Below are 16,102 nucleotides of genomic sequence, written 5' to 3' on the forward strand. Positions count from 1 at the left end.
GGGGGCGGAAGGCCCTAGCGGGCCTTAGAGGGGGCCTGGCGGCCCCCTCGCCGCTGACGCGGCGTCAGCCGGGGGTGACGGCTGCGCCGTCACCGTGCGTGGTGTGGCCTCGGCTGCGCCTCGGCGGGCGGTGCGGGGCTGGGGGAATTCGCCGATGGCGAATTCGTGGGCGCGGCACGCGCCGTCTCGGCGGGCGTCGGGCGTCGCTGCGCTCCGCCAATCTGTGGCATTGCCCCGGGCCTACGGCCCGTCAATCGGTCGACTTTCCCGCCCTGTTCGGCCGGTGTTTTCACGGCCCTACGGGCCTGTTTTGCTGACAGCGATTCCCGGGCTGCGCCCGGGGGTGGGCGTTGACGATGTGACGCGGAATTCGGGTAGTGGCCCATCCCTCCGGACGGGCGGGGTGCCGGCCCGGGCCTGCGGCCCTGGGCGTTGACGATGTGTCGCGGACTTCCGGTATCAGTCACAACCTCACCCCCGGGCCCCTCCCTCGGTCCCGGCCGGTGGCCGGTACGCCGCCTGATTGCTGGCCTGACGGCCCAACCGCCACCCTGTGGGGCGGGCCTGCGGCCCTCGGGGAGCATCCCGGCCCCGCCGGTCCGGACCGACGCCTCCCGGCCCCCGTGGCGGGCCCTCACAGGCACCCCGCGCGGCGGTCCCTGACGGAACCTCAACCGCACAATCCGAACTCGCACCCGAAGCACTTCCGGCGGCGTTTCCCCGGCTTCCGTACAGCTCTATCTTACCGGTCCCAAGACGGGCGCGAGACGCGAACAGACAACATCGCGGAAACCGTCTATCCCGACTCTATCCGGCGACACTCCAGGCGAGAATCCGAATTCCCTTCCGCTCCCTTTCAGGCGGCAATCAGAAATCCCCGCAAGGCGCAGCGTCAAGAAATCGAATTCAGGCACGCCGGAAAGGGGCCTACGGCCCCCGCCACCGACACCACGGCCGCCGCTCCGAGCTGCCCAGGAAATCCCACTCGGCGTCAACCGAGCAATTCCCCGAGCAGCGACACCAAACCGAACACCGGACCAGGACGGCGGCCAGGACGGGCCCCGAGGCGGCCGAGCAACCCAGGGGCCGGGACGGCCAGGACGGCGGGCTGGACCGGCGGCCGGACGCCACCAGGGCGGGCGCGCGCGGGGCGGGCAAGACGGCCGACCAGCAACGGCGGCCAAGCCCAGCAGCAGAGCACGGCACCGGGCAGCGCGGGCGGGCGGCGGACCGCCGAGGCCGGCCAACCGGCGCAGCCCAGTGCAACACGAAGTGCAACACACCCACCCGCCCCCGCCCCCAGCCACATAACACCTGGTCAGACCCGCAACACAGCCCCGTGTTGCACCCCCGCGCAACACCGCGTTGCACCCCCACCACCAGCCACCCCGCCACCGAGCACCACCACCAGGACCAGACCGCCGACAAGGCCGGCCTTGACGGGGGTTCAGCGTGGAAGCCAAGATCACCACGCCACTGTTACCCCTAGTAAGGGAGAAGCACCCATGAGCGACGAGATGTACTACTTTCTGAGCCAGAACGCGGCAGGGGCCGCGACCGCCGAGAACGACATCAGGCAGAACCTGGGCGACACGGCGGGCCTGTGGACGATCAAGCTGGACGCCCTGCCCGTCGGCTACGGCGAATCGTTCGAGCCGTCCGAAGGCATGCTCCCTCCGAACCTGGAGGAGTTTCTCCAGAACAGCGACGACACGGGCTCGACCTACTGGGCGGTCAAGGTCATCCTGCCCGCCGGTACCAAGCCGTTCAACCCGGCCTACCTCATGCTCACGCGGAACGGCGCGACTTTGCAGCTCTCACCGCAGTTCCAGACGCTCAGCCTCCGCTACATCGGCGTCCTCACGGCGTCCGACGGAGCGTGACGGCAGCGGACGGACAGGGTCGGAGCCGGCACCAGACGCACCGCCTCCGGCCCCGGCTCCTCCCCCCACCACCAGGAACAGCCCGGCATCGAGGGGCCCAGACAAGTTCGAGAAGAACCACCACGGTCATGACCTCCCCACTGCGCCGCTGCGGACCGGCCTGCACCCCCGGGACGGGCGGGCGGGGCGGGCGGGGCGGGCGGGGCGGGGCGGGGCGGGGCGGGGCGGGCGGGGCGTCGCAGCGGACCGGCAAGCAGGCAGACGGGGCGCGGCCCGGCCGGAGCGAGCACAGCAGGCCCCGGACGGCGGCAGCCCGGCCCGCGCAGGCCCCGGACGGACAACGACCCCGGCCTGGACAGCGGCGGCGGCGGGCACCCGGCACCCCGGGACGGCGGCACAGCACCACCCGGAGCGCGACGGTGGGCCTAGACGGCGGCACAGCACCAGCCAGCGCGCAGCAGGCCGCAACGACCCGGACGGCGGGCCCGGGACGGCGGCGGCCGAGCAGGGGCGCAGCAGGCCCGGGACGGCGGCGCAGCGAGGCGGGCACGGCCACCAGGGACGGCGGTCCCGGCCTGGACGAAACCGAACACCAACCCCCGCCACCACCCCGCCAACCGCAATTGAGACCACAATTCAGACCACCACTAGCAACCAATCCGCCAAAACAATCGGGCGGAATACCCGACGGAATTAACCCCCGAAAACAACCCACAACACCAGACCGACCCCCCAAGCAGGCCGGCCCGGCCCCCGACCCCACCCACCACCACACACAGTCACCAAACCAGCCACCCGACACCCCCCACCCGACACCCCCAACAGGCACAACCAAAGGTCCAGACAACCCAGCAAGAGAAGCCATCCCACGCCCACACCCGCCAACAGGTCACACACGCCGACCCCTCGCCGGATAGAGCTTGGCGTGCAGCACTCGGTCCTCCCACCACTGGTCGGCGGGGGCAGAGACGCGGGCGGCCAGCAGCTCCCGCCGGGTCGGAGCGGGCAGCACCAGCAGGCCCAGCTCCTTCTCCTCCCGGTCACTGACGCACCGCGGACACTCCAACCGGTCAGGGCCGGCCTTCTCCTTCAGCTCCAGCCGCGAGCCTGCCTTCCCGCCGATCGAGCCTCGACACGTCCAGCACGGGCGCAGCTGCGCGTTGGCCGCGCGGGCCGTCTCCAGGCGGGCCTGGGCCTCGGCCTTCCGCTTCTCCTCGCGCCGCTGGTGCTCCTTCTGGTGGCAGTCCCAGCAGCGGCCGTCCGGTCGGCGGGTCCACTGCTCTTTGCCGTCCGGGCCGTACTCCCAGGTGCTCTCCTCCTTCGGCACGTTCCCGCAGTCGGCGCAGGCCAGGGTGCGCATCCACTCGCGGTGGTCCTGGCGGGCCTTCTTCTCCCGGGCGGCCTGGCGCTCGTCGTACGCCTGGCGGGTGTCCGGGCTCTCCAGTGCGTCGAGCAGGGAGTGCCGGCCGGGGCGGCCGTAGCGCCACCACACCGGCCCGAGGGGGCCGTGCTCGGCCAGCAGCTCCAGAGTGGTGGCGATGACCGGCACCGCGTCGTCGTACTCGCGCCAGCCGTCACCGTCGTTGTCGTGCCGCGTGATGGTCCACCAGGAGCCGCCCCAGGCGTCGCCCGCCAGGTCCGCCACCGCGTCCTGACGGTTGGCCAGCGCCACCGGCCCGGCACCGGTGACAACCAGGGCGACCGGCGGGTACCCGGCCCGGGAGTGGGGACCGGGCCAGGTCCGGCGCCACCAGTGCACTGTCCGGTCGGCCGGCTCCCGGTCGGCGAGGGCCGGGTCACTGTCGCGGACCTTGGTACGGAACAGTTCGCGGTAGGCGGTGAACTTCGCCGCCACCCGCTCCGGCGACATCGTGGAGCGGTCGACCTCCACCATCAGCACCGGCACCCCGATCTCCGGGGCCTGCCACACTCCGTCCGGGCGCACCTTCCGGCGGCCGCCCGGCAGCAGGAACTCGGCCTCGGTCGACCAGGACCGCACCGTGCCGACCCCGCCCGCAGCCCCGGACGGGGTCCTCAGGGCCTGGGCCGAACCCTGAACGCGATGCTGCTGCAGGTGGTCCACTCAAGACGGAGCGCTTGTTCCGCGCTGCGGAGGGCGAGCGCCTGGTCGCGCTGGTCAGCACGCTTGCCGGGTTGTGGAAGCAGGTGTGCTTCGCTCGTCTTGCGGCGGCGGAGCCACTGAGTAGGGGCCGTGGGGTCAGCTCTCCACGCGGGCTGCCAGTGGCTATCCGCCCTCAAAGCTGCACTCGGACGGGCCGCTGGCGATGGCAGTCACTGATGCAGCGATGCTGGTTCGCACACCGCCCGGTCTCAGGGTTCTTCGAAGGTGATCGGGGGCCGGCGGAGAGGGCAACCCGAGCCTGGCCTACGACACAATGACGCTGCGGCCATCGACGGTGAGGCCACCGCTGACGTTCACCTGTTCCCCCTGAGATTTCTTGATATTGTCTACTCGGAGACCGTAACCATTCACGACCAATCCCTCTCCGGCCACCACGTGGGACTGGATCTGCAAGAATCCGGCGTCCAGATTGAGCATCGGAACCCCGCCCGGGCTCGAGATCTGGCCGACGCGCAGGTCGGTTTTGATGTTCACCGCTTCTCCTGTTCCCTGGATCTCGTTGGTTCGGAGTTTTTCGACCGTCACCGCGTCCGCTTGATTTGTCCAGATCTTGTCCACTCGGAGACCGTAATCTCCCACGATCAATCCATTGTCGGCCTTCACGATGGATTGGATCTGCACGAGTCCGAGGCTCAAATTGAGCATCGGAACCCCGCCCGGGCTCAGGATCTGACCGGCGCGTAGGTCCCCGGTGACGGTGAGGTTGCCGACGACGAGGTCGGGTTTGAGGACAGTGACCTGGGCGGAGAGGATGCGGATGACGGGGTTGGTGGGGTCGCCGGTGGTGGCGCGGAGGTAGAAGGTGGTGTCGGATTTGATGCCTTCGATGTCGAGGCTGGTGCGGTTGGTGACGTCGCGGTCGCAGCCGGGGTAGAGGAGTTCGTAGGTGGCGTTGGCGGAGCGTTCCCAGGTGAGTTTGACGTCGCCGCCGTTGTCAATGATGGAGGGTTCGCACAGGAAGTTGCGCAGGTAGAAGTCGGCCGGGAACTTGCCCACCTGGAAGACGGTCTCCCTTTCCTTGAATGCGGCGTTTCCGGTGCGGGAGCTTTCCGTGACGGTGACCGGGGCGGTGCCGACCTTCCGGTTGATCGGGATGTCGGACAGCTGGATGGTGAACCCGGTGTCAGGGCCGATCGGTGCATGGCTCCCGGTGGGTGCGCATACGAACTCCTTGGCCGCGGAGTCCAGCCGCACGGTCCAGCCGGGGAGGCTGATCCGCGGGCTGATCTTGTTCAGGTCGGTGGCGAGGTCCGGTGACATCGTCCCGGCCGGGACCTCCACCCTGATCCACTCCACATCGGCCGGGACCCGGTCCTGCCGGGAGACGGAGATGACGACCTCCCCGATCTCCTCGGGGACCTGCGGGTTCTCGGGTGATGCCTTCAACGGGCTGGGAGTGGTGATGAGGGCGTACGACAGCAGCGGCTCATCGGCGGCGGTGGTAGCGGGTACCTGGGTTTGGATCACGACGGTCACGTGTTGCTCCTTCGGCTTGTTGGGCCGCGCCGCCCAGGAGTGGGGCGGCGCGGGGCGGCGGTTATGGACTTCAGTGGTCGGTGCGGCTGTGGGCGACGGCGTCGTCGAGGGTGAGGAAGCCGGAGCGGATCTCGGGTTCGGCGAGGGGGAGGTCGTACTGGTCCTGGCTGAGGATCGGCAGCTTCTGCCAGTCGCCGGCGCGGTTCTCGGTCCAGGTCCAGGTGCCGAGGACGCCGGCCGGGGTGGGCATGAGGACGGTCTCCTCACTCTCGCCCTGGTCGCCGCGCAGAGCGGTGGTGGCGGCCAGGAGCGGGCCGGTGCGGAAGTTGACGCTCATCCGGGCGATCGCCTGGTCGGTGAACTCCTGCGGTACGAAGACTCGCTTGGTGGCGAGGATGTCGGTGGTGGCGTGGACGGCCGCGCGCGGGTCCAGGAGGACGGTGGCGACCGCGGTGTTGTGGCTGCCGAAGTCGAGTTCGAGGCTGGGGTTGTCGCCGATCGGGCGCAGGTAGTCGCTGCTGTCGGCGGTCGGGGTGATGACGGTCTCGAAGTGCTCGTAGTCGTCGTCGAGGACGTACCCGACGAGGCCGTCGTCGCTCTGCTGCGCCTCACCGAGGCGGATCGCCCACGGGTAGGTGGGCAGCTCCGAGGTCGAGGTGGTGTCGAACAGGGTCTGCCAGCCGACGTCGGTGCGCAGGGGGCCGCGCAGGTTCATGGTGAGGCGGGTGCGGACCAGGGCGAGGGGGCGTCCGAGGAGGAAGCCGAGTCCGGGGTCGGCCGGGCCGTCCGGGTCGATGGTCTCCAGGGTCTTGTCGAGGGTGGCGCGGAACGCGTCGAAGGTGCCCGGGCCACGGGTCCTGACGGCGTTCAACAGCCGGTGGGCGTGCGGGGCGAGGTCCTCCAGTTGGCGGAAGCTCACGTCGGAGCCGGGCAGGGCGCCCCAGGACACCTCGCGCTGGCCGCCGGCGTTCAGGGTGACGCGCAGTTCGCCGAGCGCGGCCCCGTCGGGCGCATAGACGACGAGGGACTTGTCGAGGCGGTTGTGCAGCAGCCACGCGCAGACGGGGTTGGCCCCGGGGGTCAGGTCGGTGTCGTCGTCGGTTTTGGCGGCGAGGAAGTCGAAGCGAAGCCGGGCCGGCTGCAGCAGACGCGGCCCGAGCTCGACCAGGCGGTCGCTGTCGTAGTCGCTCACGGGGTGGGCCGGGCGCATGGTGTCGGGCATCTGGGGCTGGCTGGTGATGAGGTTGACGGAGCGTCCGAAGCGGTCGACGACGGCCAGGTTGAGGAAGGCGAGCTGGCCGGCGCGCAGTTCCTGGAAGGTGGAGGCGGGCCACTCGTCGCCCCATTTGCCGGGAAACTCGCCGGGCTCCGGCGGGGGGTAGTCACCGTTGCCGATGAGGTCGGCAAGCTCGTCGTCGGCGGGCGGTTGGAGGCCGGCGAGGGGCTGGCGTTGGGCGATGGCGGCGCCGAAGCCGTCGAGTGCCTGGGAGAGGTAGTCCGCTTCGCGGGCCTGGGAGCGGACCCGCCGCACGGCGTCGGCGGGCAGCTGGTCGCGTACCCGGGCGTAGCTCTGCAGGGTGCCGTCGACGATGTGGCCGGCGGTGGGGGCGAGCATCTGGCGGCCGTAGACGGTCAGAGACTTGCCGGGCTGCCCGCTTCCGTTCCACCGGTAGCGGGAGCCGTCGACGAAGTCCCAGTGCGCCTCGTCGCCGTCGCGCAGCGGCAGGGGGAAGTACTCGGCCTTCCACAGCAGGAACAGGGGCTGCCAGGGCATGGCCCAGGGTGTGGTGCCGTATTCGGGCAGGGTGCCGGTGACATCGCGGATCGCGCCGGACTTCAGGGCGCGCTCCAGGATGAGGAACTCGCTGAGCAGCGCGGGGAAGCAGGGCGGCTGGTGCCCGGTGAGGTCGATCTGGGCGGCGGTGGCGGCGACGTCGGCGGTGGTGGTGCCGGAGGCGCGGGTGACCAGGCGTTCGGGGGTGCGGCAGGGCAGGGCGGTGTCGCGGGTGAGCGGGGCGTGGAGATTGGCGCCCTGGAGGGTGAGGACCGGGTCGGCGCTGTACTCGAAGTCCTCGGCCGGGACGCGGATCAGGCGGCGGGCGGCACGGGCGCCGTAGTCCGGGTAAAGGGTGTCGATGCGCGCCGCTAGATCGGTTTCGCTCTTGCCCCAGGGCAGTTCGGCGCGCTGCGCGGCCAGCTCGCGGGCGAGGGCGACGACACGTCCGGCGGCTCCGTCCGGGTTGGTGGGGGTGAGTTCGTCGTCGATGCGGCCGGTGAACTCCGAGGGCTTCTTCCTGAGGTGGGTGAGCCACCACAGGTGGTAGAGGTGTTGGCGGGCGGCGTCCAGGTCGGCTTCGGTGGCGTCGTGGGCGGCCTGGCGGCGGTTGAGGTCGGCGACGGTGTCGGCCTCTGCGGCCCGGGCCGCGCGGGAGGTGGTGCGGCCGGTTTCCTCGCCGCGTTCGCCGATGAACCAGCGGTAGCCGCCGTGCACGGGGCCGAAGGCGGTGTCGTGGGCGCGGCGGTCGGTGAGGATGTCGGCCTCGGGGCGGTCCCGCTCCTCCAGGGCGTCGATGCCGCCGAGGAGGAAGGCCCGGAACAGGTCGGCCTCGTCCGCGGAGAGGGCTCCTTGGCCGGCGGACTGGGCTCCGAGTTCGGCGACGGCCTCGGCGATGCTGTTGGACACGATCGCGGTGACGTCGGCTGGCTTCGGGCAGGGCGAGTCGGGGACGGGGCCGGTCAGATCCCAGTCCAGGCCGAGGACGGTCCCGGTGTAGACGGAGGTGCGGATGCCGCTGCCGGAGCCGACGGGCGGCGTCCAGTCCAGGCGTTCCAGCAGGGCGGCGAGGTCATCGGTGCCGGCGAGGATGTCGCTGTCCGGCTGGGCGTACCAGCCGGCCACGAGATAGCTGAGGCGCTCCCGCTCCGGTGGGCCATCCTGCTCCGGAGTGTCCAGGAGGGGGTCGTGCATCGAGAAGACGTTGCTGTTGTAGGGCTGGAAGACGGAGAACGTCAGCAGGCCGGGGCCGATCGCGGTCAGGAACGGCGCGTGCGCCTCGACCGGTTCCCTCCAGGGGCCGGTGAGTTCGTGGGACTTGCCGATCAGGGTCGCTGACGGTTCGTCGCTGTCGGGGTCCTGGAAGGAGACGCTGCCGTCCATCGGGTCGAGGTAGTCGCTCTCGACGATCCACGCTTTCAGCGCGCGGGTGCTCTCGCGGTGGCGCACGACCAGCCACCGGTTGGGCACCAGGGGGAAGTCGCCGATGCCTTCCTCTTCGTCGTGGCGGCCGCGGGTGAGGGCGGCGGGCAGTTCCCACTGGAGGTAGACGCCGAGGCGGTCCTCCCGGCCGGTCCACTCCTCGGGGCTGGAGAACGGGTCCGGCTCGGCCGGGACGCCCTGGCCGACGTCCTTGAAGGTGGTGATCCACCGGTGGAACACGTGCGGGGTGGCGGTGTCGCGGGTGGCCCGGTTCACGGCGAGAGCCGCGACCTCGACCGGCACGATGAGGGTGTTGTCCACGGACATGACCCGGGGTCCTTTCACAGGCGAGGGATGGGCGGCACTCAGGAGGACGGCCGGGAGAACGTCTTCGCCTGCGGGGCGTTGATCATCTGCAGGGCGAACTGGGCGGAGGAGATCTGCTGGGCTCCGGTGAGCCCGTGGGCTTGGGACAGGGCGGGCACCAGGGCGTCACCGGCACCGTGGACGTTGAGGACGTCCCGGCCACCGGGGCGCAGGAAGCGGGCGAAGCCGGCGGGCTGGGGGAATTCGCCCATCGGGTGGCCGATCCGGCCCCCGCTGATCTCGCGCAGCTCGATCGTGCCGACGTCACCGATGCCGAAGCACAGGCCGCGTGGTGGCTCCGCCAGCTCGAAGCGGTCGATGACCTCGGGGTAGAGCAGCAGGCGGGTCTCGGTGCCGAACACCGCGTCGCGCACCGGGTCCACCATGTCGGAACCCCGGTAGGCGGTGACGATGGTGTTGGGCCAGTTCGGGACGAGGCTGGAGTTGATCAGCACTGCACACTTCGGCACGGGGCCGCCGCCGGTGGCGAGCTTGTTGAGGTCTGCGTCCAGGGTGTGGCCGACGCCGACGCTCAGCGCCCCGTCGACGGCTGCCCGCACCCATGCGGGGTCGATGTAGGCGAAGCGGATGCTCTCGGACGGCAGCGCGCGCGGGTCGGGGACCAGGTGGGACAGGCCCACCAGCTCCAGGCGGCGCAGCGCGTTGAGCCAGGCGGTGACCTTGGCGAACTGGTCGGGGGCGGCCTGGGTGAGGAGGTTCGCGACGCCGGGTTCGGCGAGGACGGTACGTGCGTCGCCGATGGTGCGGCGGGTGCGGGCGGCGGTGCGGCGGCGGCCGGCGCGCAGCTGGGGGCCGGCCTGGTCGATGGCCTGGGTCAGGCGGGCACCGCCGCCGTGCGTGTTGCTGTCTGCGAGGAGGCGGTCGAATGCCTCGAAGGCGAGGGGTGCGGTGAGGTGGCGGGCGGTCAGCGCGGTTGCGGCTTGGGCGGCGAATTCGGGGTGGGAGGCGAGGCGGCGGGCGGCGGTGCGGGCGGCGGAGCGGAACTCCAGGAGTGCGGTGCGGAACTCGGCGTCCGCGAGGGCGAGGGTGCGGCCGGTGGTGAACGCTGCGGCGTAGGCGGTGTCGAAGACGCCGTACTGCTGGAGGTAGATCAGGGCTTCGCCGGGCGATTCCAGGCGGGTGACGCCGGGGGTGGCGGCGGGTGGCGGCAGTTCCTGGGCGGGTCGGGCGGTGAGGGGGCCGCGGTAGAAGGCGAGGGTGCGCTCGCCGCTCTCCAGTCGCTGGGGCAGCGCGACGGCACCCCCGTCCATCCGGGCCACGGCCTCGGCCTGCGGGCCGGTCGGGTTGGCCGGTGTCTGGGTGGGTACGCGCAGGCGCAGTTCGTCCTCGGGGCGCGGGGTGGTGCCGTCGGTGGTGGCCAGGTGCTGGGCGAGGTCGCCGAAGCCGATGCCGGAGTCGGGTTCGGTGGTGAAGGACCAGGAGGTGAGGGAGACCAGGCGCACGCCCCCTGCCGGGGCGGGGGTGGTCAGGTGCTGGTCGAAGCCTTCGAGGGAGACCAGGTGGACGACGTGGCGCCCGCCGGCGGCGGCGGGGAAGCGGTTGGCGACGAGGACGGCGTTGAGTTCGCCCTCGTCCGGCTCGGGGTCGGCGCCAGCCCGGGTGGCGTCGGGGCGCCCGCCCTCGCGCAGGTGCGCGAGGTAGCCCATCTCGACGGGCAGGGGCTTGACGGCGTCGAACAGGGCGGCGGGGACGTGGATGGTGGCGCACTGCTCGTCGTACTCGTCGGGGCGCAGGCTCTCGGCCGGCAGGGCGGGCGGCTGGCCGGGGCCGAGGTCGCCGGCCAGGAGCTCGCGCACGGTGCCGGTCTTGACCAGGCCTACCGCGTCCGGGTCTTCGGGCAGTAGTTCGTCCTCGCGGAAGAGCAGCAGGGCCATCCACGGCACGGCGGCCGGTTGCCCCGGGGCCAGGGGGCGGTTCCAGGGCAGGCCGGGGGCGTCGAGGTTGATGTGGGCGAGGGTCTGGCTGTAGGTGCCAACCGCGTCCGGGACGGGGAACTGGGCATTGATACCGGTCGCATCGACGCTGAAGCGCGGCTGGACGACGTCGAAGGGCTGCGGGGTGGCGTCGATGACGCGGTCGGCGCCGCCGACGTCTTTGAGGGTCTGCCGGTTGCCGATGCTGTACCGGCCGGCATACAGGGAGGGGATGCGGTGGTCGAAGAACCGGGTGCGGTGCTCGGCCCGGGGAGTGCTGGTGCGCGGCGCGGGGCCGGGTTCGGACGTGGTGGTCACGGGCGTGCCTTTCGACAGGACGCGGCAGTGGGCGAAGTTGGGGCGGGGCGCCGTGGGAAAGCGGGCGCGCGGCGGTGCGGGCCGGGCCGCACGGCGACTGCTGCGCGGGCGGCCCGGTGCGGCGCGTCGGGTCAGCCGGCCACGAGCATCGGCTCGGCGGTGAACGCGGTGCCGGCGGCGGTCGCGTAGGCGCTCAGGTCGGTGTCGAGGGTGCCGAGGTCCGTCCCCAGGCCGGTGAGGGCCTGGGCCAGGGCGGTGCGGTTGCCCCGGGTGGTGGCGGTGTTGATGCCGTCCTGGATCATCTGGATGACGTTGACGTCGGCGGGCCGTGTCGGCACCGGACCCCTGGCCGCCTCGCCGGACAGTGGCTGGTTGCCGTCGGGGTTGATCGGATCGAAAGAGATGGCCTTCTCGTCGAGGAACCCGGTGGAGGTGCCGTGATCGACCGGCGGTGACGTCAGCCGGATCCCGAGGACCCGGTTCGGGATGATCCCGTCGTCCGGCGCGTCCGGCTGCTGGCCCCACAGGCCGTTGGGGACGTTGCCGCGCAGGACCGCCCGGCCCCACGGGCCGAGGGTGGCAGCCTGGCCGTCGCGGGTGAGCCAGACGCGCAGTTCGCTGCCCTTGCCGCGCAGGTGCATGGGCAGGATGTCCACCTGCTGTTCGTCGGTGGCGGCCTCCAGGGTGTCGCTGCCCTGGTTCAGGTAGACCTTGCTGACGGGGGCCTGGGTGTCGGCGGTGAAGGTGAAGCCACCGCTGCTGACCAGCCACGGCTTGATGGCACCACGGGTGGCCGGGGCACCCTCGCCGGTGTATCCGGCGATCGCCGTGGTGCGGACCATGTTCTCCGGCGGCGGCAGCATGCCCTGGAAACCGCCCCAGTCCAGCGCCGGCACCTTGTCGCGGCGGGCGGCGCCGAAGCCGATGGTGAAGGAGATGAACCACAGGTGGACGGTCGCCTCGCCGCCCACCGCGGGGCCCCAGATCCGGACGCTGACGCCGACCTCGACCGAGATCCTGACCTTGACGAACCAGACCTTGATGGTCGCCGAGACCCCGACGCGGATGCCCATGCCGACGTCGAAGTAGAAGGGGTTCCACTCCAGCAGGGCGTCCACGCGGGCGGTGAGCCAGGCGCGCAGCATGCCGGACTGGAAGACGACGTCCAGGGAGCCGCCGGCCATCAGGGACTTGGGGGTGAACGCGGCGTAGGCGTTGCCGGTGATGTTGACGGTCGAGCCGACGCCCCAGGTCAGACCGGCCGGCTGCTGGCGGGGGTAGCGGGCGGGCAGCTCCCGCCCCTTGGGCATCGCGCCGAGCATGAACGCGAAGTCACCGGCGTTGACGTGGTTGCCGAACCAGAACTTCATGCCGACGCCGCCGCGCAGCTTGCAGTTCGGGTCGATGAGGAACGTCTTCTCGGTGAACGCCGCGCCGATGCTCAGCTCCCCGGCGGTGGGGCGCAACGTGGCTTCGATGCCGATCTCCACCCGGGCGATCTTCTTGTCGCTCTTGGTGGGCAGCTGCATCCCGGCCGCGCCCAGCAGGCTGATCGTCAGTTCGGAGCCGGTCTGCACCAGCGCCATGGCGCGGCCGCTGAACGTCTCGAAGCAGTCGAAGGCCAGACCGGCGGCGAACCAGAGGTCGCCCTCCTGCGCACGCACCCACGGGTTTTCGACGCCGATCAGCTCGCTGAGGACCTTGAGCGGGTCGACCTCGTCGTCGCCGGCGCCGATCGCGCCGGGGTTGTCGAGTGCGACGAGGAACGGGAAGCTGTCCAGCGCGTCGGCGGCCGGGACCCGCACCCGGCTGTTCCAGCCGAACCCGGCGGAGATACCGCGCACCTGGAACTGCCGCGGCCCGAACCCGACCCGGCTGCCGAGGGAGCCGTAGGCGAACAGCGACGGATCGGCGCCGCTCTTCGGGACGGCGTAGGCGCCCATCGCGGAGCCGTTGAACGCGCCGGTGTCCACCAGCAGGACCCCGCCGACCACCGTCTTGTACGGCTCGGGGGCGGGCAGCGCGGTCAGCGCGCCGGCGATCCGCAGCGGCGGGCTGTAGTAGTCGACGCTCAGCCCGTTCTCACCGCCCGGTGTGCCGATCGGCGACCAGCCTCGGGTTGTCGGCGCTTCCAGGACCCGCATGCCCTTGCGGCGGCGGGGGCCTGGGCGGGGGGTGAGGATGCCGTGTTCGGTGACCAGCGCCCGCGGAGCGCGGTCCGCTTCGCGTTCGGCGGCGGTGCGCACGCGCGCCGCGGGCAGCGGCCGCCCAAGGCCGTCCAGGCGCCCGGAGTCGGTCGGCGGGGCGGGCGTGCGGGTGGTGAGCCGCAGGGCACGCCCGTCCACCACCACCCACACCCCGGCGGGCAGCACCGCACCGTCCGCGCGGATGCCCAGGCCGGTGAGCTCCTCGGCCGTCAGGTCGTGCCCGCAGTGGACCAGCTGCCAGCCGTCGGCCTCGGCGGTGAACACCCGCGCGTCGTGCGAGGCGGCCGCGCGCCCTCGCGGCCCGGTCGCGGTCAGGCTGCTTCCCGACCCGTCCCGCACGAGCAGGAGCCGGTCGACCTCGGGCCCGGGCAGATTAGGGAGCTCGATGCCCAGCGCGCGGGCGAGTTCGTCCGCGCGCGTGCCGGACGCCGGCAGCTCCGCGTCCAGGGCAACACCCGTGACAGTGCCGCCGTCATGGTGGAACGTCACACGCACCGGCACCGGGCCGCCCGCGAGCGGCATGACGGCGGTGCCGGCCACATGCAAGGCACCCGGATCGCCGTTACCGGCCGCCAACAACGCCACCCCGTCAGGGAACAACGGCCGGAAAGCCTCACCGAAGCCCAGCACCTCCCCCGGCAGGCACTCGTCCGGGCCAGAGTCGAGCAGCTTGCGCAACTCGTCCACGTGGATCGTCACAGCCGTCCTCATTTCCCTACCGCGTGTGGGCATACCGAGGCCTCCCGGACAACACCGCCATCCGGACCAGTGATCATGCAGTCACGGATCGTAGTAGCTATTTCATCCGCACACGGGCAACCGGCGCGAAGCAGCCACGCAATCGGCCAGAAACAATCCGTAATCAAACAAGCCAAGCACCACAGGCGAAACGCCAGCCACACCCGACCCCACAAGCCGCCACACCACCACCCGACACCCTGCGGCCCCCAACACACGGCCCCCCAGACAGACCCGCCAAGCGCCTGAAGAACCTGGCGCAGCGACGCAGAAGACCGCCCAGGGCAACCACGGTCATGACGTCCAGCGCACCCGAATCCGCGACGGCGCGACAGCCATGACAAGGCCGGCATCAGCGACCCAAGGCCGGTGGTGGACCGTAAAATCACAGGATGGCGATCCCGTTGGACATATCCCAGGCCTTCCGCTTCCCCGATGAGGTCGCCCAGCTGGTAGCAGCGGTCGTCGCCGCCGGCGGGGATGACGAGTCGTCATGGATCGAGTGGAAGGAACGTCTGGAGCTCGCCCGCGACGAGCAGTTCCAGCACCTGCCGCACACCGTCCTTGGCTTCGCGAACCGTGATCCCGCGACCGCCGCGCAGTGGGCCCAGGGATACGGCTACCTGATCGTCGGTGCCGAGCCGAGCTTGTGCCCGGGGATCACGCCCATGGATCCCGGCGACCTCTCCGAGAAGCTCCGTGGCTACATCGGGGATCGCATCGGTTGGCACCCACAGTACGTGGACCTTGAAGGGGTCAAGGTCCTGGTCATCGCCGTGGACCCACCCCGCCCCGGCGATCCCCTGCACACCCTGCGGAAGCCTCTTCGCAACTTCCGGCCAGGAGTGCTGTTCACCAGGCTTCCGGGCCAGACCGTGCAGGCCTCCCCGGACCATGTCGAGATGCTGGAACGTCGACTGCTGACCGGCGCCAACGGACTGGACGTCACCGTCGCGACAGAAGGCGAGCAGATCCTGGAGCATGCAGCCGACGGTGAGGCAATCATCAAACGGTGGGGGACGGAACAGCTGAAGGACCGCATCAGGCCGCTTGAGCAGTCCTCTCCGCCCTCTGAAGCCAAGGGAGCGTCCCCCTTCGCCCCACACGTGGCTGGCGTCCTCGCACAGATCGGGCCTCTGATTGCGGAACGACGCAGCACGGAGGCCTACACCGTCGAGGTCGGGAACTACGTTTCGGCCTGCCAGCAGGTCATGGGGAAGCGCTTGAAGCAACTGCACGCGGACCATCCCGCGAACCAGCTGAGACTGACGCTGACCAACAACACCGACCGGCCCTTCGCGGCCGTGCAGGTGACTGTCCAGGTTCGAGGCGCCTGGCATATTGACCCCGGAGCGTACGACTGGGCCCCGTTGCCCGAAGAGCCCGCCCCATGGGGGACAAACACAGCTCTGACCACGCCCTACATCAATCTGAGCGTCCCCTATCCGACAGGGCCAGCATCCCTCGCCCCCCTGCGGCGGCCCGTAGGAGCACAGGTCCAACAGGCCGAAAGGGACGTGATCATCACCTACCCGCCACTAGACCTGCGACCGCACGCGCGGCACCAGCTGCCCATCATCACGCTAGCCGCTGCTTCACAGCCCGAACTCGGACAGTCCGTCAGTGTCACGTGGAAGTCCACCTCAACCAACGTCAACGGCCAATGCCACGGCAGCATCGACCTGGCACGACGCGAGTCGACTCTGGACCTGACACGTATCACGGCTGCCTCACCCCGCCGAAGCCAGCCGTAACCGGTCCCCGCAGGGAGCTGGCTACGGCCGCAGGGAACAGAAGTGGATCGCCCAGCCCACATGCTCACAGCCGAGACAGCGGTGCTG

Annotated in this window: 7 protein-coding genes; 2 read left to right on the forward strand and 5 right to left on the reverse strand. The window is 70.9% G+C overall.

Annotation, left to right across the window (positions count from 1 at the left end):
- The first annotated feature begins 1,505 nt into the window (after positions 1–1,505).
- Positions 1,506–1,883, forward strand: coding sequence for a hypothetical protein (locus ABD330_RS28965; protein ID WP_344469054.1), 378 nt, complete (start codon positions 1,506–1,508; stop codon positions 1,881–1,883).
- Positions 1,884–2,772: 889 nt separating this feature from the next.
- On the opposite strand, the gene ABD330_RS28970 is transcribed toward ABD330_RS28965, so the two are convergent.
- From ABD330_RS28970 to ABD330_RS28990, 5 genes are all read right to left on the reverse strand, one after another.
- Positions 2,773–3,882 (reverse strand): replication-relaxation family protein, encoded by a 1,110-nt coding sequence (locus tag ABD330_RS28970; RefSeq protein ID WP_344469056.1) that lies wholly within the window; start codon positions 3,880–3,882, stop codon positions 2,773–2,775.
- A 387-nt stretch (positions 3,883–4,269) separates the two neighbouring features.
- Complete coding sequence (locus ABD330_RS28975) at positions 4,270–5,502, reverse strand: hypothetical protein (protein ID WP_344469058.1); 1,233 nt, start codon at positions 5,500–5,502, stop codon at positions 4,270–4,272.
- Between the two features lie 70 nt (positions 5,503–5,572).
- On the reverse strand, positions 5,573–9,025 hold the full coding sequence (locus ABD330_RS28980; RefSeq protein WP_344469060.1) for a hypothetical protein: 3,453 nt from the start codon (positions 9,023–9,025) through the stop codon (positions 5,573–5,575).
- A gap of 38 nt (positions 9,026–9,063) precedes the next feature.
- Positions 9,064–11,316 (reverse strand): hypothetical protein, encoded by a 2,253-nt coding sequence (locus ABD330_RS28985; protein WP_344469062.1) that lies wholly within the window; start codon positions 11,314–11,316, stop codon positions 9,064–9,066.
- Positions 11,317–11,447: 131 nt separating this feature from the next.
- Positions 11,448–14,222, reverse strand: a complete 2,775-nt coding sequence (locus tag ABD330_RS28990; RefSeq protein WP_344469064.1) for a DUF6603 domain-containing protein — start codon at positions 14,220–14,222, stop codon at positions 11,448–11,450.
- Positions 14,223–14,653: 431 nt separating this feature from the next.
- Here ABD330_RS28990 and ABD330_RS28995 point away from each other — a divergent pair, with 431 nt between their 5' ends.
- Complete coding sequence (locus tag ABD330_RS28995; RefSeq protein ID WP_344469066.1) at positions 14,654–16,015, forward strand: AlbA family DNA-binding domain-containing protein; 1,362 nt, start codon at positions 14,654–14,656, stop codon at positions 16,013–16,015.
- Positions 16,016–16,102: the final 87 nt, after the last annotated feature.

The sequence above is a fragment of the Kitasatospora kazusensis genome (assembly GCF_039529945.1).
Taxonomy (GTDB): Bacteria; Actinomycetota; Actinomycetes; order Streptomycetales; family Streptomycetaceae; genus Kitasatospora; species Kitasatospora kazusensis.